The organism is Alistipes senegalensis JC50 (assembly GCF_025145645.1).
GTDB classification, from domain to species: Bacteria; Bacteroidota; Bacteroidia; order Bacteroidales; family Rikenellaceae; genus Alistipes; species Alistipes senegalensis.
The window spans coordinates 1494542-1519989 of the sequence record NZ_CP102252.1; the positions used below are offsets into that span (position 1 = coordinate 1494542).

A 25448-nucleotide genomic window follows, 5' to 3' on the forward strand; every position below is an offset into this window, starting at 1 on the left:
TCAGCGGTCCCGTTCGGCGATGTAGGCGCAGAGGTTGACCAGCGCCGAGCGGTATTCGGAATCCTCGTAGTCGGCGAGCATCTCCACGGCCCGCGTGATGTAGCCCTGCATCACCTCGGCGGCGAAAGTCAGGCCGCCTTCGTTCTCGACCGTCGAGCGCAGGTATTCCACCGCCTCGTCGTCCTCGTGACAGCGCGCCAGCCGGGCCAGCAGGTCGGCGCGGCGCTCCTCCGAAGCCCGGTCGAGCACCGAGAGCAGCGGCAGGGTGATCTTGCCTTCGCGCAGGTCGTTGTTGGCGGGTTTGCCCGTATGCGCAGAGGGGGTGTAGTCGAGAATGTCGTCCTGAATCTGGAAAGCCATGCCCACGGCCTCGCCGAAACGGCGCATCGTGGCGACCTTGTCGCGCGTGGCCCCCACGGCCAGCGCTCCGGCCGAGGCGCTGACGCCCAACAGGCTGGCGGTCTTCTTATATATGATGTCGAGATAAGCCTGACGGGTCATCGTGCGGTTCCGGGCGCAGTCGTCCTGCAAAACCTCGCCTTCGCACAGCGCCGCCATCGAGCCGCAGACGTGGGTCACCAGATCGAACTGGCCGCTCTGCAAGCCGATGTTCATGTTCTTGGCGAGGATGTAGTCGCCCAGGATCACGGCCTTATGCGACTGCCAGCGGGCGTTGGCCGAGGGTTTCCCGCGGCGCATGTCGGATTCGTCGATCACATCGTCGTGGATCAGCGACGCCACATGGATCATTTCGACCAGCATGGCGGCCAGACAGGCCCGGCGTCCCATCGAAGCCCCCTTCACCGGTGCATTCATCGCCGCCGAAAGCATTACCAGCATGGGGCGGATGCCTTTTCCGCGTGTGGAAAGGGCGTAGCGCAGCATATCGGAAAGCAACTCCCCCTCGGCCGTGAACTGGCGTTCGACGAAATCGTCGAAGGCTTCCAGCTCGGCAGTCACGGGTTTGTGAATGTCTTCGAGTGTAATCATATCCGCAAAGATAGTGATTTTTCGGAATCCCGGCTCGGGGAGTAACTATTTTTTCGTACCTTTGAGGCCGGTGCCATAACGGCACTTTCAAAAAAAGAGCGGAAAATTTCGTCGAGCCATACGCGATTCGGTTTTGGCCCCATTCGATGTTTTCGTACTCTTTGTTAATTGGTTAAGACTGGCTGAAATGGAACTTTCGAACCCGATACGCTCAAAACTGCTGCCGGCAGCGACGGCCCTCGTGCTCTTCCTCGCGGTGAGCGCCCTCTATTTCGCACCGCAGTTCCGCGGCGAAGTGCTCCCCCAACACGATGTCATCCAGTACGAAGGCATGGCCAAGGACATCACCGACATGCGCATCGCAACGGGCGAAGACCCCCAATGGACGGGCGGCATGTTCGGCGGAATGCCCGCATACCTGATCAATGTCGCCTACCCGGCCCAGCTCGTGAAGCGCACCGTCGGGCAGGTCGTGAAGATCATGGACACCCCGGCGGCGTTCCTCTTCTTCGCCATGATCTCGATGTGGCTGATGCTGATGATCGTCGGCGTCGATCCCTGGGTGGGAATCGTCGCGGCGCTGGCCTACGGGCTCTCGACCTATTTCCTGCTGATCATCGGCGCGGGACACATCACGAAGATGTGGGCGCTGGTCTACGCCCCGCTGATGATGGGCGGCGCGTGGATGACGCTGAGGGGCAACATCTGGTGCGGCGCGGCACTCACGGCGCTCACGGCGTCGCTCGAAATCGGTGCCAATCACCCGCAGATCACCTACTATTTCCTCGTGGCGATGGCCGCCTTCTGGATCAGCGAAGGCATCGTCTCCTTCCGGGAAAAACGGATGAAAAACTTCGCCCTGCGCACGGCGGCGCTGGCCGCGGCGGGCCTGCTGGCCGTAGCGTCGAACTTCTCGCCCCTGTGGTACACGGCCAAACACTCGAAAGAGACCATCCGCGGCGGCTCGGAACTCGCAACGACGGCCGAAACCTCGGCGGGCGGCCTCGCACTCGACTACGCTACGGCGTGGAGCTACGGCAAGGCGGAGACCTTCAACCTGCTGATCCCCGATTTCATGGGCCGCGAATCGGCCACGACTTTCCCGGCGGACGGAGAGACGGCCGCCGTGCTGAACGGATACGGACTGCGCGGCGCGGCGCAGCAGCTGCCCGCCTACTGGGGCACGCAGCCCTACACGGGCGGTCCGACCTACCTCGGAGCGGCGGCGGTGTTCCTCGCGGCGCTGGGCATCGCGCTGGCCCGGGGGCGCAACAAGTGGTGGATCGTCGCCGCATGCGTCGTGATGATTCTGCTGGCCTGGGGCCGCAACCTGATGGGATTCACCGAATTCGCCTTCAAATACCTCCCCGGCTACAACAAGTTCCGCACGGTGTCGATGACGCTCGTCGTCGTCCAATGGGCCGTGCCGCTGCTGGGCGCGCTGGCCTTGATGCGGCTCTGGAAGGAGGAGATCCCGCGGGAACGGCTGATGAAGGCGCTGGCCTGGGCCGCGGGCATCACGGGCGGACTGTGCCTGCTGTTCGCCGTGGCCGGAGAGGCCCTCTTCGACTTCGGACGCGGGGAGAGCGCCGCGATGATGACCGACACGTTCCGCCGCATCTTCGAGAACAACGACATGCAGTCGTACATCGACCGCGGCCTGGATGTCGAGTGGGCCGAAGCGACGGCCGACGCCATGGCCGCCGACCGCGCGGCGATGATGCGGGCCGACGCATGGCGTTCGCTGCTGATGATTCTGCTGGCGGCGGGCGGCGTGGCGCTGTTCGCCCTGCGGAAAATCGGCAAATACGTGCTGACGGGGCTGCTGGCGGGCGTGATGCTGCTGGACCTCGTGCCGGTGGACCTGCGGTTCCTCGGGCACGACAAATTCGAATCGGCACGCCGCCGGCAGGTGGTGCCCACGGCGGCCGACAAGGCGATCATGCAGGACAAAGATCCGGGCTACCGGGTGCTGAACCTCACGGTCAGCCCGTTCAACGACGCCACGACCAGCTATTTCCACCGCTCGGTAGGCGGGTATCACGGCGCCAAGCTGGCCCGCTATCAGGATTTGATCGACCGCTATCTGTCGAACGTCGATGACGGGGTGCTGGACATGCTCAACACGCGCTACCTGATCGTTCCGGGCGCCGACGGACAACCCGAACCGCGCCTGCGGACGACGGCCAACGGCGCGGCGTGGTTCGTGGACAGCGTCGTCTACGCCTCCACGGCCCGGGAGGAGATCGACCTGCTGGGCACGACCGACCTCAAAACGACGGCGGTGGTGGCGGCGCAAGACCCGGTGGAAATCGTACCGCGACCGATGCCCCTCGGCATCTATGCCTCGGCCCGGATCGACCTCACGGAATACCGCCCGAACTACCTCAAATACGAATACACGACACCCGAAGAGGCCGTGGCGGTCTTCTCGGAGATCTTCTACGACCACGGTTGGAAAGCCTATGTGGACGGCGAGGAGATGCCCTACTTCCGGGCCGACTACGTTCTGCGGGCGATGAAGCTCCCCGCCGGGAAGCACACCGTCGAATGGCGGTTCCGCGCGCCGGGCTGGACGGCGGTCGAAGGGGTGACGCTCGCGGCGTCGCTCGCAATCCTGCTGGGAGCCGTCGCGGCGCTGATCTATTGTTTCAGGAAGAAAAAAGCGTAAGGTTATGAAAGATGACAAGCGGTTGAAACGAAAGGTCCGCAACTCCTACATCGTATCGACGGTGAGCATCACGCTCGTACTGTTCCTGCTGGGGTCGGTGGGCTACCTGATGGTGGCGGCGCTGAAAGTCGCCGACACGTTGCAGGAGAGCATCGCCGTCTCCGTGGAGCTGAAAAACGGACTCTCCGACGAACAGCGGGAGGCGATCGAAAAACGGCTGACGGACGAAGAGATGGTTGCGACGATCGCCTACTCGCCCAAGGAGGAGAAGATCGACGATCAGGAGTTCCGGAAAATGTTCAACAGCTCGTTCGAGGAGATCTTGCAGGAAAATCCCCTGCTGGATTCGTTCGAACTCACGCTGACCTCGGCGTCGGCGGACAAGGAGCTGCTCGACTCGTTCATCGCCGCCATCGAACGCATCGACGGGGTCGATCGGGTGTCGTACCCCGCGCAGATGGCCGAACGGCTGCACGCCACGGTGAACAAGATCCGCCTCGTGCTGCTGATGTTCGGCGGGGCGCTGCTGGTCATCTCGCTGATCCTGCTGAGCAACACCATCCGGCTGGCGATCTTCTCGAAACGCTACCTCATCAACACGATGAAGCTCGTCGGGGCCACCAAGTGGTTCATCATGAAGCCCTTCCTCGGGAGCAGCATCACGCAGGGCATACTGGCCGGCGTGGCGGCCTCAGCGCTGTTCGTCCTCGCGGTCTACGGGCTCAACGAAGCCGTGCCCGAACTGATGACCATCGCCGAAGCGGGCAAAATCGCCATCATCCTCGGGTCGATGGTCGTCGGCGGCATCGTCATATCGGGGCTCTTCACCTTCGCGGCCCTCAACAAATTCGTCAACATGAAGTCGAACAAGATATACCTATATTAAATGAAAAAGAAGCAGAAAAAAACGCAGGACCCCGCGCAGGAGGATACCCGCATGCCGCTGACCCGGCGCAACTACGTCCTGCTGGCAATCGGATTCGCCGTCATCCTCCTGGGATTCGTCCTGATGGCCGGCGGCGGCAGCGATTCGCCCGATGAATTCAACTATGCGATGTTCTCGTGGCGCCGCATCACGCTGGCCCCGATTCTGGTGATCGGCGGATTCGTCGTCGAGATCTATGCCATCATGAAGCGGTACTGATACATGGACACACTGCAAGCCATCCTGCTCGGCATCGTGCAGGGCATCACCGAATTCCTCCCCGTATCGAGCAGCGGACACCTCCAGATCGCCAAGGAAGTGCTGGGCGTCGAGCTGGAGAACAATATCACCTTCGATGTCATGCTGCACGCCGCCACGGTGCTCAGCACCGTCGTCGTGCTGTGGCGCGAACTGCTGCAACTGTTGCAGGGGCTCTTTTCGAGGCATTTCAACGAACAGCAGGCTTACATCCTCAAAATCGTCGTCTCGATGATCCCGGCCGGCGTCGTCGGCGTGCTTTTCGCCGAACAGATCGAGGCGTTCTTCGCGTCGCTGACCTTCGTGGGCGCCATGCTGATGCTCACGGCGCAGTTGCTGACCTTCGCCTATTTCGCCAAACCCCGCGCGAAGAAGGGAATCACCTATGGCAACGCCTTCGTCATCGGCCTCGCACAGGCCGCGGCCACGCTCCCCGGCCTTTCGCGGTCGGGATCGACCATCGCTGCGGGACTGCTGCTCGGCAAGAGCAAGGAGGAGGTCGCCAACTTCTCGTTCATCATGGTCATCCCGGTCATCCTGGGCAAGATGCTGCTGGACATCTGTTCGGGCGAGGTCACGGCCCTCGACATCCCGGCGGGAGCCCTCGCCGGCGGATTCCTCGCGGCTTTCGTCTCGGGAACGCTGGCCTGCAAATTCATGATCGAAGTGGTCAAGCGCGGCAAGCTGATCTGGTTCGCCCTCTACTGCTGTTTCGCAGGACTCGTCTCGATCCTCTTCTCCATCTTCTGACACGCATATGCCCATGACCCGAGAACCGCTGGACCTGCGCGGCATCAATTTCGAAGAGGGCTACATCGCCGTTCTGGACAAGCCCCTCCGCTGGACCTCGACCGACGTGGTCCGCAAAGTCAAATTCACCCTGCGCAAGCTCGGCTACCGCAAGATCAAGGTCGGACACGCCGGGACGCTCGACCCGCTGGCGACGGGCATCCTCGTGGTCTGCATCGGCCGCGCCACGAAGCTGGTGGACGCCCTGCAAGCCGAGGAGAAAGAGTACATAGCCGACGTGATGCTGGGCGCCACGACCCCGAGCTACGACCTCGAACACGAGATCGACCGGACCTATCCCTACGAACACATCACGCGCGAAGCGGTCGAAGAGGCGCTCGCTTCGCTCACCGGCGAACGGCTGCAAACCCCGCCCGTCTACTCGGCCAAGAAGATCGACGGGACGCGCGCCTACGAACTGGCCCGCGCCGGCGAGGAGGTCGCCGTACGCCAGGCGCTGATCAACATCTACGAGATAGAGATCGAGGAATACGACCTTCCGCGGGTGCGCATCCGCGTCCGTTGCAGCAAGGGCACCTACATCCGGTCGCTGGCCCACGAGATCGGGCAGGCGTTGCACAGCGGAGCCCATCTCTCGTCGCTGCGCCGCACGCGCAGCGGCGGATTCACGCTCGAAAAAGCGTACGAACTGGATGATTTTCTGGAAAATTTGCAAAAACTCGAAACAAAATAGCCTTTTTTGCGTATAGAAAATAATCTGTGTTATTTTTCGACGTAAAAAAAGCGTTTATCTATGAAGTTATCGCAATACGGGTACGACTTTTCGCCCGAAATGCTGGCCAAATACCCGGCCGACAACCGCGACGAATCCCGGCTGATGGTCATCGACCGCGCCAAAGGGACCATCGAACACCGCATTTTCAAGGACATCATCGAGTACTTCGACGAAAAGGATCTGTTCGTCTTCAACGATACCAAGGTCTTCCCGGCGCGCCTCTACGGCAACAAGGAGAAGACCGGCGCCGAGATCGAGATCTTCCTGCTGCGCGAACTGAACCGCGAACTGCGGCTGTGGGACGTGCTGGTGGACCCGGCGCGCAAGATCCGCATCGGCAACAAACTCTATTTCGGCGACGACGACCTGCTGGTGGCCGAGGTGATCGACAACACCACCTCGCGCGGCCGCACGCTGCGCTTCCTGTTCGACGGCTCCTACGAGGAGTTCAAGCAGACGCTCTTCGCGCTGGGCGAAACGCCCCTGCCGAAATGGGTGCGCGAGAAGGTCGAACCCGAGGACGCCGAACGCTACCAGACGATCTTCGCCGAGAAGGAGGGCGCCGTGGCGGCCCCGACGGCCGGCATGCACTTCTCGAAGCACCTGATGAAGCGCATGGAGATCAAGGGCGTCGATCGGGCTTTCGTGACGCTCCACGTGGGGCTGGGCAACTTCCGCACGGTGGATGTCGAGGACCTCTCGAAGCACAAGATGGATTCCGAGCAGTTCTTCGTCACCGACGAAGCCGCCGAGGCGGTCAACGCCGCCAAAACCTCCGGCCACAAGGTCGTGGCCATCGGCACGACGGTCATGCGCACGATCGAAACCGCCGTCTCGACCAACGGCCTGATCAAACCCATGGAGGGGTGGACCAACAAGTTCATCTTCGCTCCCTACGAGTTCACGGTGGCCGACGCCATGGTGACCAATCTCCACCTGCCCTACTCCACGCAGCTGATGATGGTGGCGGCGTTCGGCGGGTACGAAACCGTGATGAACGCTTACAAGATAGCCAAGGAAGAAGGGTACCGCTTCGGCACGTACGGCGACGCGATGCTGATTCTTTGAAAAATTTTCACTATCTTTGTCAAGCATAAACCCCCTTTCAAACATGGCAAGCAAGATTCTGTACGTCTGTCAGGAAATCACCCCCTATCTTCCCGAAACGGAGGGTTCCCGGCTTTGCCGTGCGCTGACGCAGGCAATGCAGGAACACGGAAACGAAATCCGCACCTTCATGCCCCGCTACGGCTGCATCAACGAGCGCAGGCACCAGCTGCACGAGGTCATCCGCCTCTCGGGCATGAACCTCATCATCGACGACAACGATCACCAGCTGATCATCAAGGTGGCCTCGATCCCGGCAGCCCGCGTACAGATCTACTTCATCGACAACGACGACTATTTCTCGCGCAAGGCCGTGCTGGCCGACGCCGAGGGCAATTATTTCCCGGACAACGACGAACGGGCCATCTTCTTCGCCCGCGGCGTGCTGGAGACGGTCAAGAAACTGCGCTGGACTCCCACCGTCGTGCATTGCCACGGATGGTTCTCGGCCGTGGTCCCCGTCTATCTGAAGCGGGTCTTCGCCGACGACCCGATCTTCCGCGATGTCAAGGTCGTGGTGTCGCTCTACGGCGACGGATTCCCCGGGGAGCTCCATCCGGAGTTCGGCGCGAAGATCGCCGGCGAGGGAGTCAAAGATAAAAATCTCTCGATTCTCGACACCCCGTCATACGAAAATCTCTGCCGCTTCGTTATGGAATATGCCGACGGCGTGGTGGCGGCCTCTGCGGATGTCGCCCCCGAGGTGCTCGAAATGGCCCGCACGAGCGGAAAGCCGATGCTCGAATACCAGTCGCCCGAGGCGGAGGACTTTTTCGATAATTACAACCGATTCTATGAAGCCATTCAATAATTTCCGCCGCAGGCTGCTCCCGACCGCAGCAATCGCCGCCGCAATCGCAGCGGCTTTCGCGGGCTGCACCAAGGTAGACGACACGCTGGGCGGAAACCTCATTCCGGAAAATCAGCAGATGAAAGCCGGATACGTCGAACTCCTCGGCGAGGGGCTGAATCCCCGGAAATACGTCGAAACGCGGCTGTTCCAGAGCGATTCGCTGATCGGTTCGAACATCTCCTACGGCTATTTCGGCACCTGCATCAACGACACGCTCGGCGAGCGCAAGGCCGGATTCCTCTCGCAGATGATCAACTACTACAAGGTCGATGAGGGGTATTTCGGATATATGCCGATCTTCGACTCGGCGCAGATCATGCTCAAAATCGCCAGCATAGGCCGCGACAGTCTGACCAAGCAAAAATTCGCCGTGTACGAAATCCTCAGCAACGACTACATCGACAAAAAGCCGATTGCCGCCGGCAAGTCGCAGGCCGACACGACGTTCTACATCAATTTCGACCCGCAGAACCCCAACGGAGACGGTTCCGCAGCGCCGGTCTATAATCCCGAAAAGCCGCTCTTTTGGTTCTACTTGGGCGGCGAGGGTACGACCCCTTCGACGGCCACGAACATCACGCTGGAGCCTACCGAGGAGGGAAAGAATTACATCAAGCGGCTGATGCTGCAAGAGGGCGAATACAAAGACGACTACTCGATTTACAGTCCCGACAGCCTCGAATACTGGGTCAAGGAGTTCAAGGGGCTCTATATCTGCCCCGATCCGAATGAGCCCGTCCAGAAGAACGGCATCAAGGAGACCGGCACGATCTTCTCCACGTCGCTCGACTATTCGGGTCTGGCGGTCTTCGGCCGTAACCGGGTGGAGGGCGACCCGACGCTGATCAAGGACACGATCGGCATGGTCTACTATTTCTACGAATCCGGCACCGAGTTCGGCAATGTCTCGGTGAACTCCATCCGCCACAACTACGATGCGGCCACTTCGGACGCCAAGATCGACATCTCCCAGGCCCGCGAGGTCAATCCCGACGGAACCATCAATGAAAACCGGGGGCTGAACTCCCGCGTCTATGCCGAAGGCATGGGCGGCGTGGTGACCGAGATGACCTTTACGCCGGAGTTTTTCGCACGGATGGAAGAGGAGATCGCCGAAGCGAACGAAAAGGACGGCAAGGATTTCAAGACGCTGGCGTTCGGCCAGACGAAAATGTCGGTCTATTTCACCGACAGCAAATACGACTGGGAGGAGCTGACCTTCGGCAGCAAGCTGATCGACGAAATGAACGCCTTCCCGAGCCGTCTGGGCATGTACACCAATTTCAAGGCGCTGACGCCGATTTCGGACTACGCCTATTCCTACGAGCAGAACTACAACACGTCGCTCGCTTACGGAGGCTACATCAACCGCAGCCGCGGGTGTTACGTGATGGATATCACGGGCTACATGCAGCAGCTGTGGAACAGCTATATCAAGGCCAAAGAGGCGGCGGGCGGCGTAATCGGCGACATCGACTGGGACAAGGTCGCAAACCGCACGGTCTACATCGGCCCCGATGCGTACAGCCTTTATTCCACGTCGTTCGGCGTATTGCAGGGCATGGCCGCCGACGGCAACGAAGCCCCGATTCGTTTCGAAATATTTTATAACCTGATCAAATAAACGCCAGAGAAACCCTCATGCGGAACCTAAGTGTAATGCTTAGGTTTTCGCATTTCTGAAAAAGCCATCAAAAAAACGCAATGCAGGAAAACTTAGTTATCGTCGAGTCCCCCGCCAAGGCCAAGACCATCGAGAAATTCCTCGGCAAGGACTTCATCGTCAAATCGAGCTTCGGCCATATCCGGGACCTTGCGAAAAAGGACCTCGGCATCAATATCACGGAGGGATTCAAACCGGTCTACGAAATCCCGAGCGACAAGAAGAAGGTGGTGGACGAACTGACCAAGCTGGCCAAAACGAAAACCGTCTGGCTGGCGTCCGATGAAGACCGCGAAGGAGAAGCCATCGCATGGCACCTCACCGAAGTGTTGGGGCTCCCCGTAGACCGGACCAAGCGCATCGTCTTCCACGAGATCACCAAGCGGGCGATTCTGGAAGCCATCGAGAAACCGCGCACGGTCAATATGGACCTGGTAAACGCCCAGCAGGCGCGCCGCATACTCGACCGGCTGGTCGGTTTCGAGCTCTCGCCCGTGCTGTGGAAAAAGGTGCGTCCGTCGCTCTCGGCAGGACGCGTGCAGTCGGTGGCCGTGAGGCTGATCGTCGAGCGCGAGCGCGAGATCATCGCTTTCCGCTCGGCCGCCTATTTCCGCGTCGTGGCGCAGTTCCACGCCGCCGGCGACCCCGAAAAGACGCTCTTCAAGGCCGAACTCGGATCGCGTTTCGAAACCGCGGCGCAGGCCGAGGAGTTTTTGAAAAGCTGCATCGGCGCGACCTTCACGGTGGCGAAGTCCGAAGAGAAACCCGCCCAGCGCTACCCCGCACCGCCGTTCACCACCTCGACGCTCCAGCAGGAGGCCGGGCGCAAACTGGGCATGTCCGTATCGCAGACGATGTCCGTGGCGCAGCACCTCTACGAGCAGGGTCTCATTACCTACATGCGTACCGACTCGGTGAACCTTTCGCAGCAGGCGCTGGCCCAGTGCAAGGAGGAGATCACGAAGCTCTTCGGCGAGAAATACTCCCGCTGGTTCAACTACAAGACCAAGACCAAAGGCGCCCAGGAGGCTCACGAGGCCATCCGTCCGTCGTACATCGACCGGCAGTCGATCGAGGGCACACCCGCCGAGAAGAAGCTCTACGACCTGATCTGGAAGCGCACGGTCGCTTCGCAGATGGTCTGCGCGGAGCTGGACCGCACGACGATCACGATCGACATGTCGGGTTCGTCGAATCAGTTCGTGGCGCAGGGCGAGGTGGTCCGTTTCGACGGCTTCCTGCGCCTCTACTCCGAATCCACGGACGACGACCAGGCCGCCGAGAGCGGCGAAGGGCTGCTGCCGAAGCTGACGGCCGGCGACCGGGTGCTCCCGGTGCAGATCACCGCCACGGAGCGTTTCACGTCGGCCCCGGCGCGTTACAACGAGGCGTCGCTCGTGAAGCGGCTGGAGGAGCTGGGCATCGGACGCCCTTCGACCTACGCCCCGACCATCACCACGATCATCAACCGCGGCTACGTCGTCAAGCAGAACAAGGACGGCCAGAAGCGCAACTACGTGCAATTCACGCTCACCGGCGACAAGATCGCCGAAAAGAGCCTTTCGGAGAACTACGGCAAGGAGAAGAACCGCCTCTCGCCGACCGACATCGGCATGGTGGTGAACGACTATCTGGAGGAGCAGTTCGGACCGATCATCGACTACAACTTCACTGCCAACGTCGAAAAGGAGTTCGACCGCATCGCCGAGGGCGACATCACGTGGGAGAAGATGATCGACGGTTTCTACGGCCCCTTCCACAAGATGGTCGATTCGGCCATCGCCACGCAGAATCCCAAGACGCGCGAGGTGCGCATCCTGGGCAACGATCCCAAGACGGGTCACGTCGTGAAGGCCCGCATCGGCCGCTACGGACCGATGGTCGAGATCGAGGGGAACGAAGGCGAAAAGAGCCGCTTCGCGTCGCTCAAAAAGGGCCAGCTGATCGAATCCATCACGCTGGAAGAGGCGCTGGAACTCTTCGCACTGCCCCGCGGCCTGGGACAGCTGGACGGCGAGGAGCTGACCGTCGGCATCGGCAAATACGGCCCCTACGTCCGCTACGGCAAGTCGTTCGCCTCGCTGGCGAAGACCGACGACCCCTACACGATCACCTACGACCGGGCTGTGGAGATCGTGCACGCGCACAAGGCGGCCGCTGCGGCGGCCAATACGCCGCTCAAGAGCTTCCCCGAAGACCCCGACATGCTGGTCAAGAACGGCCGTTACGGCGCCTACATCGCCTACAAAGGCAAGAACTACCGCCTGCCGAAAGGCGCCAAACCCGAAGAGCTGACCCTCGACGAATGTCTGAAGATCGTCGCCGGATCGAAGAAATAACGACAACGAAAACCCGTCATACCATGAAAAACCTCATTTTCGCCGCATTCGCGCTCTGTCTCGCAGGAGGAGCCGCGGCACAAACGCCCGAAACGGCCGCTCCGGAGGGCTACCGTTTCACCGACGTTAAGATCATGCCCGTCACCTCCGTGAAGGACCAGAGCCGCAGCGGCACCTGCTGGTGCTACTCGACCCTGTCGTTCCTCGAAAGCGAGATCCTCCGCGCCGGAGGTCCCGAACTGGACCTCTCGGAGATGTGGATCGTGCGCAACATCTACTTCGAAAAAGCGGTGAAATACGTCCGGCTCCACGGTTCGCTGAACCTCGCCGTCGGCGGCCAGGCCCACGACGTGACCGGCGGCATCCAGCGCTACGGCATCGTCCCCGAGGAGGTCTATCCGGGGCTGAACTACGGCTACGACAAACCCAACTTCGACGAGATCGACGCCGTGATCAAAGCCTATGCCGACGCGGTGATCGCCGCCGCCTCGAAACGCCGCGACGGAAGCAAACTCACGACCGCCTGGCAGGCCGGGCTGAACGGCATCCTCGACGCCTATTTCGGCGCCATGCCCGAGAAATTCACCTATGAGGGCAAGGAGTACACCCCCGCATCGTTCGCCGCGTCGCTGCCGATCGACATGAACGACTACATCGAATTCTCGTCGTTCACCCACCACCCCTTCTACACGGAGTTCGCTATGGAGGTTCCCGACAACTGGAACTGGGACAAGGTGTGGAACGTGCCTCTGGACGAGTTCATGCGGATCATCGACAGCTCGCTGGAAAAGGGCTACACCATCGCCTGGGGCACCGATGTCAGCGAAAAGGGATTCAGCCGCACCAAGGGGCTGGGCATCATCCCCGAGGCCGACCTCGAAGGCATGGAGGGCACCGAAGCCGAGAAGTGGGGCAAGCTCACCCAGAAGGAGAAGGAAGCCGCGCTCTACAACTTCGAAAAGCCCGGCAAGGAGCGCACCATCACGCAGGAACTCCGTCAGGAGGGATACGACAACTACGAGACCACCGACGACCACGGCATGCAGATCGTGGGCACGGCCGTCGATCAGAACGGCACGCCCTACTACAAGGTCAAGAACTCGTGGGCTCAGGTCGGCCCCTACGACGGCTACTGGTATTTCTCGCGTCCGTTCGTCGCCTACAAGACGATGACGGTGCTGGTCAACAAGAACGGCGTGCCCAAGGAGATACTCAAAAAGATCGGCCTCAAATAAGCGCACGCGCCGCACGAAACGACAGCCCGGGCTTCCATCGAAGTCCGGGCTGCGCATTTTGCGGAACTGCGGTTCACTCCTCGATCTCGACGCCCAGCAGACGGGCCAGTTCGGCGGCTTGCAGAACGTTTATCTTCACGCCTTTCAGTTCGAAGGAGTCGATTTCGCGGACCCGTATCCCGCGGATGTCCGAATCGGCGAACGACACGCCCCGCAGGCGGGTTCCGAAAAACTCGGCCGCCGCCAGTTCGCACTGCGCGAACTCCACGCGCTCGAAACGGCAGTCGCCGAAAGCCGCGCTGCGCATCCGGCACCCGGCGAAGCGCACCGTGCGCAGCCTCGAAAAGGCGAAATTGGCGAATTCGCCCTTGCAGCGGTCGAACAGCAGATGGTTCAGGGTCGTCTCGGCGAGGCCGGTCCCCGTCAGCTTGCAGTCGGCGAACTCCACGCGGTGGAAACTGCACCCTTGCAGATCGGCGTTCGAGAAATCGCAGTTGCGGAAGAGGACATCCGAGAACTGCGAGTGCCCGAGCACGCTCCCGGCGAAGCCACAACCGGTAAAGCGGCACCCCTGCACAGAGAGGTGCTCGCGGACGAGGGCGCCGAACCCGACACCGCGGAAAGCGGCGCCGACAACCTCTTCGTCGAGGAGCATCCGGGCCGGATCGGCGGAGGTTTCGGGTTCGGGCGGCAGCTGCGGGCGGGCGATTTCCATAAACGAATATTGTTTGAATTGCTACAAAGGTAGGAATTTTTCCGGGATCGGTCGCCTCCCGAAGGGGTTCCGATTGTTCATTTTGCACAACCGGAAAATAAGGGTTATCTTTGCATTCGACCCCACCCCACACGCTATGAAAAAGACCATTGCACTCCTTCTTTCCGCCGCTCTCCTGCTGACGGCCGCACGCCCGGCATCCGCTCAGAGCACGGAACCCTCGAAAGAGAATTTTCCCTCGACCGAAACGACGCTCTCGCAGATCGGTCAGGCCGAGGCGCATCCGAACGCCAAACACTCCCGGACGGCCGACACCTCGGCCCTCGCCGCCCCGGTGAAACGCCCCGGGCTCGTCCGCCGCATCATCGACTATTACAGCCGCTCGAACGTCGATCAGACCTTCGAAAAGAAGATCGACTGGAGCATCGCTCCCGGCCCCAACTACTCGTCGGACGTGGGATTCGGCATCGGATTCCTGCTGGCGGGCCTCTACCGGCTCGACCGCACCGACTCGGTCACCGCACCGTCGAACATCTCGATCTACGGCAACTTCACGACCAAGAAATTCGTCTTGCTGCGCTTCTCGGGCGACAACATCTACAACAAGAACAAACAGCGGCTGAGCTACTCGGGAGCGTTCGTCTACTTCCCCGGAGCCTTCTACGGCGTGGGCTACCAGGCCGGCAAGGAGGGTTATGCGCAGGACCTCACCACGACGATGGGCATCTTCCGCATCTCCTACTGCACATCGCTCGTGGGGCGCTTCTATGTCGGTGTCAGCGGCGGCATCGACTACACCGGGGCCAAATACAAGAGCTCCGGCATGGTGGAATACATGCAAAAGATCGACGACAACGAGATAGCGAAACCGGGCGGACAGATCGGTGAGATGTACGACCTCTGGAAAGACGGCAAACGCTACGACCCCGAGAAGCAGGACCCCTTCTCGAACTTCATCGCCGCAACGGGCGACAAACCCAACGCCTTCAACACCAACATCGGACTCTTCGCCCAGTACGACACGCGCGACGTGACGTTCAACGCCTCGAAAGGCGTCTTCGTCAAGTTCGAAGCCAAGTGGTATCCCGAATGGCTGGGCAACACCCGCCGCACGTTCGGACGCTTCACGCTGACCCTGGATTACTACCTGAAACTCTGGAAAGGGGCCGTGCTGGCCTACGACCTCTACGCCGACGCCACGGCCGGCACGCCCTCGTGGCACATGTATGCCAAGATGGGCGGCATGGAGCGCATGCGCGGCTACTACGAGGGCCGCTACCGCGACAAACGACTTATCGAGACGCAGTTCGAACTGCGGCAGAAGATCTACCGCCGCCACGGCATCGTGGGATGGATCGGCGGCGGGCAGGTCTGGGGCACGGACCGATTCCGCTGGGGCAACACGCTGTGCAGCTTCGGATGCGGCTACCGCTTCGAGTTCAAGAACAAAATGAATATCCGCCTCGACTACGGATGGGGCAATTTCGGCAACCGGAACCTGCCGTGGGACCGCAAACGCTCCTCGGCATTCCTGTTCACCGCCTCGGAGGCGTTCTAAAGAATACAGACAAGGATAAAGCCGTCTTCACGGCGCACGGAGAGCTCCACGGGCTCTCCGTTTTCGATCCGCCCGGTCAGCCTGCCCGCCGCGAGGTCCGCACCCTCGATGCGGAGGTCGTTCCGGAAATCCAGTTCCCGGCGTCCGGCGTACTTATAGAGCGTCTCCTTGGCGCACCAGACGATTCCCGGCCATAGCGGATCGTCGGAAAGACCGCGTTCGGAAGGGGTCGTATACCGGTCTTCGGCCCGGCTGAAATCGCGCGACACGGGTTCGATGTCCACGGCGCAACGTTCCGTAGAGATGCAGACGGTGATGCGGCCCGCACAATGCGCGACCGAGATGCAGCAGTCCGAACCCGTCAGCACGGGAGCCCCCGCGGCGTCGTAGCCGATCCGCACCTGCATCCCCAGTTCGCGCCGCACGATGGCCCGCCAGCCGAGGAACTCCGCACGGCGGCGCTCCGAGCCGAATGCCGCCGCCTCGGCGCGCTCCTCGGGCGTCGTCCACCGGGCCGCCTCATCGGCCCCCATCGGCGGCTCGACCAGCAGTCTCGGGATCATGGGATGTCCACGCGGATTTTGTCGATGCGGTGCCCGTCCATCTCCTGCACCGTGAAACGGATGTCGTGCGCCGTGAAGGCGTCGCCTTTGCGCGGGAAGTCGCGTTTGAGTTCGAGCATCAGCCCCGCGAGGGTCTCGGCCTCGCCCTGCACGTCGGCGAAGGTGTCCTCGTCGATGCCGAGGATGCGTTCGAAATCCCCGAGGTGGGTCTTGCCCTCGAAGAGATAGCACTTGGGACCGAGACACGTATAGAACGACTCGTCGTTATCGCTCTCGTCGGAGATCTCGCCCACGATCTCCTCGATGATGTCCTCCAGCGAAACCAGCCCCAGCGTCGAACCGTACTCATCGACGACGATGGCCATGTGGACCTTGTTCGACTGGAAATCGGCCAGCAGGTCGTTGATCTTCTTGTGCTCGGGCACGAAGTAGGGTTTGCGGACCAGCTGCTGCCAGGCGAAATCGCTGCCGTTGTTGATGTAGGGCAGCAGGTCCTTGACGTAGAGCGTGCCGCGGATGTTGTCGATATCCTCCTCGTAGACCGGGATGCGCGAGAATCCCGATTCGATGATCGTCTTCTTGACCGTTTCGTAGTCGTCCGTGGCATCGAGCGCCGTGATGTCCACGCGGGGTTTCATGATCTCCTGCACCTCGGTATTGACGAAGTTGACGATCCCCGACAGCATCACGTGCTCCTCGGGGCTCGTGCTCTGGGTCATGTCCACGGCGTCGGCCAGTTCGTCCAACGATATTTCGCTCCTGTGGGCGGCCTTTTCGCTGATGCGGCTGCTCGTGCGGACGAGGATGTACGACAGCGGGTAGAAAATCCACCGCAGCAGCACGAGGGGCCGGGCCACCATCGAGGCGAACCTCACGGGGATGGTCTGCGCCAGCACCTTGGGCAGGATCTCACCGAAGAGCAGCAGCAGGAAGGTCACCAACACGGTCTTGAACAGGAATTCGAAACGCAGGAACGTGAAAAGCGAGTCGATGATATTGGCCGTGAGAATGACGATGCAGATATTCACCAGATTGTTGACCACCAGGATCGTGGCCAGCAACAGATCGACATCGGTCAGCAAGCGCAGCACGGCAGCGGCCGACAAGCTCTTGCTGTTCTGCAAACGGCGGACATCGTTGTGCGAAAGGGAGAAAAACGAAGTCTCGGCACCCGATACGAGCGCCGAAACACACAGCAGACAGAACGTCACCGCGCACAGCACGGCGATCTGGGGCGAAAACCCGTTGTAAGCGATCCAGGGATGAGCTTCTTCCAAACCGACAGTCAATTTGTTAATCGAACAGCGAGCCGCCCTGCGTCTCCTCTTTCGGAGCCGACGCCTCCGCCGTATCGTCTTTCAGTACCTCTTTGCGGCCGCCGGGCATCTGCACGACGAACTTCGAGTTGCGCGACTGGTAGGCGGGCTTGGCCAGCAGGCTCTCGATATTGCTGTAACGGGTCGGCTTGGCCCCGAGCATCACTTGCTCGGGCTGGCGCTGCGCGACCTTGGGCGTCAGGGGCTTGATCGGCTCCAGCACGGGGGCCGCGGCCGACTCCTTGGCGACCGGCTCGACGATGTGGGGCGCAGGGATGATCGGCCTCATCGCACCGGGCTGGGCCTCGCCCTCGAAGCCCGTGGCGACCACCACCAGTTCGATGGAATTGCCCAACTGCGGCTTTTCGCTCGTACCCCAGATGATGTTGGCATTGTGGATCACGCCGTGGTCGTCCTGCACGCTGGCGTGGGCCTGGATATACTCCAGAATCTGCACCACCTCCTCGTACATCAGAGCGTCGGCGTCCGACACCGAGATGTTCAGCAGGATATTCTTGGCCCCCGAAATGAGGTTGTGATCCAGCAGCGGCGAGCGCAGCGACGCTTCGGCGACCGCTTCGGCGCGGTTGTCGCCCTCGGCCGTGGCCACGGCCATGTGGGCCCGGCCGCTGTCGCGCATCACCTTCGACACATCAGCGAAATCGACGTTCACCAGGTCGCTTTCGACGGTGATGATCTCGGCGATGCCCTTGGCCGCCGAGGCTAGAATGTCGTCGGCCTTTCCGAAAGCCTGCTTGAGCGAGAGGCGGCCGTAAATCTCCAAAATGTTCTCGTTGTTGATGATCAGCAGCGAATCGGCGTTCTGACGCAGCTCCTCGATTCCCCGGAACGCCTGTTCGTAACGGATCTTTCCCTCGACGGCCAGCGGCGAAGTGACGATAGCCACCGTCAGCAATCCCATCTCGCGGGCCAGCTTGGCGATGACGGGCGAGGCGCCCGTACCGGTTCCGCCGCCCATGCCGGCCGTGATGAAGATCATCTTCGTGCCGGACTCTTCGAGCGTCTGCCGGATTTCGGGCAGCGACTCGACAGCCGCACGACGCCCGTTCTCGGGATCGTTGCCGGCTCCGAGCCCCTCGGCTCCGAGGCGTATCTTCAACTCGACAGGGCTCTTGTCGAGCGCCTGCTGGTCGGTATTGCAGACCATGAACGTAACCCCCCGGATACCGAGATTCCACATGTGGTTCACGGCATTGCCCCCGGCGCCGCCGACGCCTACGACCGTAATGATCGAGCCGCTCATGCGCGGAGCCTTGATTTCCGACATCAATTCGTCTGTCATATCGTTTATTTATTTCTATATTACAGAGTCACTACTCCATAGGGGTATCCGCCCCTTCGAAAACCCGGTTAACCCAGCCTGAAACCTTTCGGGACAATTCGCCCCATACATTCTGTAAGGCTTCACCGTCGTCAACCATTCCTGACTCCGTCATCTCTTCTTTCGTACCTATTTCCTCTTTCGACACAACGGAATGATCCTCTTGCATCTGACTGCTACCCCATTCTGAGATTTTAGAATTAGATTCAGAGACCTCAAATCCCGTAGCAATAATCACCAACTCCAACGTTCCCGATTCCATCTGTGGATTGATACTCGTGCCCCAAATAATATTGGTTTCACTCAACCCGACATTTTTCCGACCAGCATTGGCATAATGCTGAATACGATCCAACACTTGCGTCACCTCCCTGGTTTTCAACTCGTCAGAATCCGGAACCGAAAAATTCAGCAGGATGTTCTTGGCTCCAGCAATCTCCAAATGGCCCAATAACGGAGAACAAAGAGATGCCTTCAGAACCTCATCGACTCTGTTTTCACCACATGCTGAAGTCACACTCATATGCGCTCTGCCACAATTACGCATAACTTCGGTCACATCTGCGAAATCGACACCCACTAAATCGCTTTCCCGAGTCACAATTTCGGCAATTCCCCGCGTAGCAGTACTCAATACGTCATCAGCCCGGCTGAAAGCCTCATGCAACGGAAGTTCGTCATACGCCCGCACCACATTGTCATTGTCAATCACCAGCAACGCATCAACATTCTGCTCCAACTCGGCAATAGCTTCCATAGCCTGTTTCCAACGTTTTTTCCCTTCACTCGCCAACGGAGATGTAACGATACCGACGGTTAACAGGCCCAACTCCTTGGACAGCTTGGCGATGACCGGAGCAGCGCCCGTTCCTGTTCCGCCGCCCATACCGGCAGTGATAAACGCCATGCGACAGCCGGATTCCGTGATGCAACGCCGTATATCATCCAATGAAACGATAGCGGCTTCCCGGGCACGTTCGGGACGGTTACCGGCCCCAAGTCCCTCGTTCCCCAATCGGATCTTATTGCCAACCGGATTGACATTCAAGGATTTCTGATCCGTATTACAAGCCAGATAAGTGACACTTTTCACTCCCGCATGCCACATGTTGGATACGGCATTGCAACCTGCACCACCTACCCCGATTACCATAATCAACGAAGACTCGTTCCGGGAAACTTGGATCTCAGACATCAATTCATCTATCATTGCCTGTACATCATTACGAATTCTTCCCTAAATCTCTTCGTCTTCGGCGGCCGAGAAGCCCTTGTTAATCTTGTCGATGGCGCTCATGACGATCGACCCGAAACCGCGCTTGCGCTTGGGCTCGACAACCGGCGGCCGCTCGTCCTCCCGCGGCGCGTCCTGCTCTTCGGCAGGCTCGGCCTCCGGCTGCGGAACGGGCTGCGGAACAGGTTTCGCAGGCGCAGCATAGGGCTGGGCAACACGGGGCTGAGGCGCTTTATAACCTCCGACCGGAGGCTGCGGCGCAGGCTGACGCATCTCGGGCCGCGGAGCCGCAGGCCGTTCGACGACGGCGCATCCGCCCTGCTCGGCGCCTTTCAGCAGGATGCCCACGGCCGTCGAATAGGCCGGATCGGCGATCTTCTCCTTCGACTCCTCGGTGATGCCCGCCTCGGGAACGGCGACGCGCACGTCCATGCCCGTCACCCGGCGGAACAGTTCGTCGAGATCCTTCAGTTTCGCCGAACCGCCCGTCAGCACGATGCCGTAGGCCAGTTTCCCGGCGAAGCCCGAATCCTTGATCTCCTGTTGCACGAACTCGGCGATGTCCGTGGCGCGAGCCTCGATCACCGTCGCCAGATTGCGCAGCAAAATATCCTTCGCCTCGCGGGCCGTGCGGCCGTTGACGCGGATCAGCTTGTCCTCGGGGGCCAGTTCGGCAACCGCCGAGCCGTATTTTTGTTTGAGGCTCTCGACGTGTTTCTCGGGAACGCTCATCGTGCGGATGTCGCGGTTGATGGCCGAAGCCCCGATCGGAATCGAAGCGATGTAGCGCACCACGTTGCGGTAATAGACCGTCACGTCGGTGACGCCGCCGCCGACATCGACCACGGCCACGCCCTCCTCCTTCTCGTCGGGCAGCAACACCGACTCGGGCGCCGCCAGCGCGTCGGACACGACGCCCAGCATCTTGATCCCGAGGCGTTTCAACGCCATGTCGAGGCGCTGCATCGGGGTTTTGAGGCAGAGGATGAAATTGAACGTCGATGAAAGTTTCTTACCGAACGAACCCACCGGATTGCGGACCTCCTGGCTGTCATCGACCATATAGTTCTGGGGCACGCGCTCCATGATGGTTTCGTCGTCGGGAGCCTGCACGTTGCGCATGCGGTCGAACAGCGCATCGACATCCTTCTGGTTGACGCCGTTCTGGGGATCGTAGACGAAGACATGGTCGGTGTGGCGCGCGCAGCGCACGAAATCGCCCGAAATACCGGCATAAGCCTCCGTAATGCGGATTCCGAGCTGCTCCTCGGCTTCCGACACGGCTTCGCGGATGGCATGGCTCACCAACTCGATGTTCTCGATCCGGCCCGCATTGACCCCCTCGACGGGTTTCGAGACGATGCAAGCAACGTCAACGGCGCCTTCGGGCGTCTTTTCGCCGACGGCCACCACGACCGACGAGCTGCCCAGATCGACGGCAACGGCATAATTCTTTCTTTCCACGGTATAATCCTTTTACTTCTTGCAGACCACCTGGTCGTTATATCTGATGTCAATAGTGCGGTATTCGTTCCAGCCGATCGACGGAAGTCCGCGGCGGTAGAAGCGCTCCAACTTCCCGAACTTGCGTTCGACCTCCTCCAACCGGCCGAAAAGGATCGTAAAACGGCCGCTGCGGGGCGTCAGCTCCACTTCCAATGCTCCGCTGGGGGTCGTGTGCGCTGCGATCTGCACCACTTCCGACCTCCAAAAATCGTCGTTTTCGACACTCTCCACAAAGGTAAGGAGTTTCATGAAATCTTCGTAGCTTTTCTCCAACTTTTTTTGTTTCGCCCGCTCGGCCTCCTGCCGCCCGTCGATCCGTTCGATCTCCTCGCGGATCACGCGCGCCCGATAGCGGTAGGTCCGGCGCAGCGCGGCCTTCTTTTCGCGCAGCGCATCGACCCGCTCGTCGAACTCCCTGGAGCCCTCCAGACGCCACCACTGCCGCTTGATGCGCATGCGGCGCAGGGCCGAGACATTGCGGTCGTTCTCCAACTCGCGGCGGTAGAGGGGATACTTCTCCCGTTCGAGTTCGGCGATCCGGTTTTCGATCTCCTGCGAACGCCGATCGACATGCTCCCGGACACTCCCTGCATACGACGCCGGAAAAGGCGGACGGTACGAACCCGTGACCACCGGAACGTAGAGCGACGAGGCGCGCGGAGCGGCGAAAACATACCCTTCGGGCGTCACATAGGCGTTCAGTCCGTCGGTCAGCAGCCGCAAAAGGGGCTTGCGCTGGCTGATGGCGACATGCAGAATCCCGTCGTAGGAGACGTAGGCGGCCACTTCGTCCACGAAACCGTTGCGGGCGATCAGGCGTTCGATCCCCGTAAGATCCACCGCATCAACAGCCGTGCCGATCGTCTCGATTCCGCTTTGGGAAATCCATCCGCGGACCATCGCCGCCGAGACCAGATGCCCCTGCGAGGAGCTGTCCACGACTTCGATCTCCAAGCCTCCGACCCGCTTCGCCATGCGCACACGGCGCGCCGAAGCCCCCGCCCAGATGACATAGGCGGCGACGGCGGCCCACATGAGGCCCAGAAGCGCGGATCGGAGATAACGGTTCATCGTCTAACTTTTCGCACGGAGTTTTTCGGCGATGGCTTCGCAGCAGGCGTCGATATTGCCCGCTCCGAAGCTGATCACCACGTCCGTATCCATCGCGGCGACCTCGTCGGCCAGCCGTTCGCGCCCGACGATCCGGCAGGGGACCGTCACCCGGTCGGCGATGATCTCCGACGCGACGCCCGGGATCGGCTCCTCGCGCGCCGGGTAGATCGGCAGCAACACCACCTCGTCGGCGTGCGACAGCGCCTCGGCGAACTCCGCACAGAGGTCGCGGGTGCGGGTGTAGAGGTGGGGCTGGAAGAGCGCCGTGATCCGCCGCCCGGGGAACATCCCGCGCACGGAAGTCAGCGTCGCCGCCAGTTCGCGCGGATGGTGGGCGTAGTCGTCCATATAGACCTGTTTCGGGGTGTTCACATAGAACTCGAAACGCCGCTTGACGCCCGAGAACGACGCCAGAGCCTCGCGCAGCTTCTCCGCATCCGGTTCCGTCCCCTCGGCCCGCGCGGCGCACCACACCGCGGCCACCGCGGCCACCGAATTTTCGATGTTGATCCACCCCGGGATGCCGAGCGTACACCCTTCGATCACGCCGCCGGGCGTCACGATGTCGTAGCGGTAATGTCCGCCTTCGAGCAGCTGCACGTTGCGGGCGTAGAAGTCGCACGGCGTATCGTAGGCATACCGGTAGACGGTGATCTCCGGATTGTCGATCACGATGTCGAGCCCCTGCTTGATGATAAGGTATCCGTCGGGGCGGATCTGCCGCACGAACTGCGCGAAAGCCTCTTTCACCGCTTCGTGCGTGCCGTAGATGTCGAGGTGGTCGGCATCGGCCGAGGTCACCACCGCCACGTCGGGATAGAGCCGCAGGAACGAACGGTCGAACTCGTCGGCCTCGACGGCCAGCCGCCCGCCCAAAGGACGGGAGCCGGAGACATCCGAAACCCCTCCCGCTGCCGAACGGATCTCCGGCACCCCTTTGCCGTCCAGCACGAGGTTGCCGCCGAAATTCTTGGAGATGCCGCCCAGAAACGCCGAACCGCCGTCCGTCAGAACGCGGTTGAGCCACGCCACCAGCGTCGAAGTAGTGGTCTTGCCGTGGGTGCCCGCCACGGCCATCACGTATTTGCCCTCGGCCAGGTGCCCCAGCATCTGCGACCGCTTTTCGATCCGGAATCCGTGCTCCGCGAAGTAGCGGTACTCGCTGTGGTCCTGCGGCACGGCGGGGGTGTAGACCACCATCGTCCGCTCCGGATCGAGAAACTCTTCGGGAATCAGCCGCACGTCGTCCTCATAATGGACCGCCGCGCCCTCGGCTTCGAGTTCTCCGGTGAGGTGCGAGCGGGTGCGGTCGTATCCGGCGACCCGGCGGCCTTCGTGCAAAAAATAACGGGCCAGGGCGCTCATGCCGATACCGCCGATACCCAGAAAATAGACGTTCTTATATTCCATCACTTCATCACCTTTACAATCTCATTCACAATATCTTCCGCGGCGTTCGGCCGGGCCAGCGCTTCGAGGTTGCGGCTCATCGCCGCCAGCGCCTCCCGGTCGGCCAGCAGCTCCAGGGCCCGCGGCATCGCCTTCGTGCGGCTCTCGGCGTCGGCGACCACCACCGCGGCGCCCTTCGTCTCCAACGCCCGGGCGTTCTTGGTCTGATGGTCCTCGGCCACGTTGGGCGAAGGCACGAACAGCACCGGCTTCGCCACGAGGCACAACTCCGAGACCGTCCCGGCGCCGCTGCGCGACACGACCAGGTCGGCCGCGGCATAGGCATAGTCCATGCGGTCGATGAAAGCCCCCTGCCAGACGTGCCGGGCCGGATGTGCGGCCAGAAAAGCCTGCATCTCGCGCTCATAATACTTGCCCGTCTGCCAGATCACCTGCACGGGGGCTTCGCCGCCCGTTTCGACGATCCACGCCTTCATCATCTCGTTCAGCGACCGTGTGCCCAGCGACCCGCCGACCACCAGAATCACCGGCAGGTCGGGCGTCAGGCCGTAGTATTTCAGCGCCTCGGCGCGGTCGGCGCCCTCCTTCGAGAAGCGGCCCCGCAGGGGATTGCCCGTCAGCACGATCTTGGCCGCCGGGAAGAAGCGCTCCATCCCCTCGTAGGCCGTGCAGATGCGTTTCGCGCCCTTCGACAGGATTTTGTTCGTGACCCCCGCATAGGAGTTCTGCTCCTGAATGACCGTCGGCACGCCCATCCGCTGCGCGGCCCACAGCACCGGGGCGCTGGCATAACCGCCGAACCCGACGACCGCATCGGCCCCGAATTCGCGGATGATCCGCTTCGCCATCCGGATGCTCTTCACCGCTTTGAACGGCACGGCGAGGTTGTGCCAGTCCAGCCGCCGCTGCAATCCCGCGATCGGCAGCCCCGCGATGCGGTAGCCCAGCGCGGGAACTTTTTCCATCTCCATCTTGCCCTCGGCGCCGACGAAGAGAATATCCACCTCGTCGCCGAAACGCCGTTTCAGGGCCTCGGCGACAGCCACGGCCGGATAGATATGGCCTCCGGTTCCACCTCCGGAAAGAATGATGCGTTTCATGGTATAATTTTTTTAATTCTTAGTT

The 25448-nt window shown here is 61.1% G+C and carries 21 protein-coding genes; 11 read left to right on the forward strand and 10 right to left on the reverse strand.

All coding sequences use genetic code 11. The features are described 5' to 3' along the window. Window positions 1-990, reverse strand: a complete 990-nt coding sequence (locus NQ519_RS05905) for a polyprenyl synthetase family protein (RefSeq protein WP_019152090.1) — start codon at window positions 988-990, stop codon at window positions 1-3. Window positions 991-1177: 187 nt separating this feature from the next. On the opposite strand from NQ519_RS05905, the gene NQ519_RS05910 reads away from it, so the two are divergent. The 10 genes from NQ519_RS05910 to NQ519_RS05955 all read left to right on the forward strand — a co-directional run bounded on the left by NQ519_RS05910 (window position 1178) and on the right by NQ519_RS05955 (window position 13566). Next, window positions 1178-3661, forward strand: coding sequence for a YfhO family protein (locus NQ519_RS05910; protein ID WP_019152089.1), 2484 nt, complete (start codon window positions 1178-1180; stop codon window positions 3659-3661). Window positions 3662-3665: 4 nt separating this feature from the next. Continuing rightward, a complete protein-coding gene (locus tag NQ519_RS05915; RefSeq protein ID WP_019152088.1) occupies window positions 3666-4547 on the forward strand; it encodes a cell division protein FtsX in 882 nt (293 codons plus the stop codon). Continuing rightward, complete coding sequence (locus NQ519_RS05920; protein WP_019152087.1) at window positions 4548-4805, forward strand: DUF3098 domain-containing protein; 258 nt, start codon at window positions 4548-4550, stop codon at window positions 4803-4805. 3 nt (window positions 4806-4808) lie between these two features. Next, complete coding sequence (locus NQ519_RS05925) at window positions 4809-5594, forward strand: undecaprenyl-diphosphate phosphatase (RefSeq protein ID WP_019152086.1); 786 nt, start codon at window positions 4809-4811, stop codon at window positions 5592-5594. A 7-nt stretch (window positions 5595-5601) separates the two neighbouring features. Continuing rightward, window positions 5602-6327: a tRNA pseudouridine(55) synthase TruB gene (truB, locus tag NQ519_RS05930; RefSeq protein ID WP_019152085.1), complete on the forward strand. Its 726-nt coding sequence runs from the start codon at window positions 5602-5604 to the stop codon at window positions 6325-6327. Window positions 6328-6387: 60 nt separating this feature from the next. Next, entirely contained in the window at window positions 6388-7437 is a 1050-nt protein-coding gene (queA, locus tag NQ519_RS05935) for a tRNA preQ1(34) S-adenosylmethionine ribosyltransferase-isomerase QueA (protein ID WP_019152084.1), read from the forward strand. Window positions 7438-7480: 43 nt separating this feature from the next. Further along, window positions 7481-8287 carry a glycogen/starch synthase gene (locus tag NQ519_RS05940; RefSeq protein WP_019152083.1) on the forward strand — a complete coding sequence of 269 codons (807 nt, stop codon included), beginning with the start codon at window positions 7481-7483 and terminating at the stop codon, window positions 8285-8287. Beyond that, a complete protein-coding gene (locus tag NQ519_RS05945; protein WP_019152082.1) occupies window positions 8271-9953 on the forward strand; it encodes a DUF4270 family protein in 1683 nt (560 codons plus the stop codon). Before NQ519_RS05940 ends, NQ519_RS05945 begins: the two co-directional genes overlap by 17 nt. A gap of 80 nt (window positions 9954-10033) precedes the next feature. Then, window positions 10034-12331: a type I DNA topoisomerase gene (gene topA / locus NQ519_RS05950; RefSeq protein ID WP_019152081.1), complete on the forward strand. Its 2298-nt coding sequence runs from the start codon at window positions 10034-10036 to the stop codon at window positions 12329-12331. Between the two features lie 23 nt (window positions 12332-12354). Beyond that, window positions 12355-13566, forward strand: coding sequence for a C1 family peptidase (locus NQ519_RS05955; RefSeq protein ID WP_019152080.1), 1212 nt, complete (start codon window positions 12355-12357; stop codon window positions 13564-13566). 73 nt (window positions 13567-13639) lie between these two features. Here the strand turns inward: NQ519_RS05955 and NQ519_RS05960 are convergent, their stop codons facing one another. Further along, window positions 13640-14281, reverse strand: a complete 642-nt coding sequence (locus NQ519_RS05960) for a pentapeptide repeat-containing protein (protein ID WP_019152079.1) — start codon at window positions 14279-14281, stop codon at window positions 13640-13642. A 136-nt stretch (window positions 14282-14417) separates the two neighbouring features. Between NQ519_RS05960 and NQ519_RS05965 the strand changes: the two genes are divergently transcribed. Then, complete coding sequence (locus tag NQ519_RS05965) at window positions 14418-15839, forward strand: BamA/TamA family outer membrane protein (RefSeq protein ID WP_019152078.1); 1422 nt, start codon at window positions 14418-14420, stop codon at window positions 15837-15839. Here NQ519_RS05965 and NQ519_RS05970 read toward each other — a convergent pair. Genes NQ519_RS05970 through murG form a run of 8 tightly spaced genes read right to left on the reverse strand, consistent with a single transcriptional unit; the run spans window position 15836 to window position 25423 of the window. Next, window positions 15836-16402, reverse strand: a complete 567-nt coding sequence (locus NQ519_RS05970) for a 4'-phosphopantetheinyl transferase family protein (protein ID WP_019152077.1) — start codon at window positions 16400-16402, stop codon at window positions 15836-15838. The genes NQ519_RS05965 and NQ519_RS05970 overlap by 4 nt on opposite strands. Continuing rightward, entirely contained in the window at window positions 16399-17679 is a 1281-nt protein-coding gene (gene gldE, locus NQ519_RS05975) for a gliding motility-associated protein GldE (protein WP_019152076.1), read from the reverse strand. The genes NQ519_RS05970 and gldE overlap by 4 nt, the downstream gene beginning before the upstream one ends. A 16-nt stretch (window positions 17680-17695) precedes the next feature. Beyond that, window positions 17696-19021, reverse strand: coding sequence for a cell division protein FtsZ (gene ftsZ, locus NQ519_RS05980; protein WP_019152075.1), 1326 nt, complete (start codon window positions 19019-19021; stop codon window positions 17696-17698). 31 nt (window positions 19022-19052) lie between these two features. Then, window positions 19053-20270, reverse strand: coding sequence for a cell division protein FtsZ (gene ftsZ / locus NQ519_RS05985; protein WP_019152074.1), 1218 nt, complete (start codon window positions 20268-20270; stop codon window positions 19053-19055). Between the two features lie 27 nt (window positions 20271-20297). After that, complete coding sequence (gene ftsA / locus NQ519_RS05990; RefSeq protein WP_019152073.1) at window positions 20298-21758, reverse strand: cell division protein FtsA; 1461 nt, start codon at window positions 21756-21758, stop codon at window positions 20298-20300. Window positions 21759-21770: 12 nt separating this feature from the next. Next, on the reverse strand, window positions 21771-22871 hold the full coding sequence (locus tag NQ519_RS05995; RefSeq protein ID WP_019152072.1) for a hypothetical protein: 1101 nt from the start codon (window positions 22869-22871) through the stop codon (window positions 21771-21773). 3 nt (window positions 22872-22874) lie between these two features. After that, entirely contained in the window at window positions 22875-24323 is a 1449-nt protein-coding gene (locus tag NQ519_RS06000; RefSeq protein ID WP_019152071.1) for a UDP-N-acetylmuramate--L-alanine ligase, read from the reverse strand. Further along, window positions 24323-25423 carry an undecaprenyldiphospho-muramoylpentapeptide beta-N-acetylglucosaminyltransferase gene (murG, locus tag NQ519_RS06005; protein WP_019152070.1) on the reverse strand — a complete coding sequence of 367 codons (1101 nt, stop codon included), beginning with the start codon at window positions 25421-25423 and terminating at the stop codon, window positions 24323-24325. Before murG ends, NQ519_RS06000 begins: the two co-directional genes overlap by 1 nt. Window positions 25424-25448 lie beyond the last annotated feature (25 nt).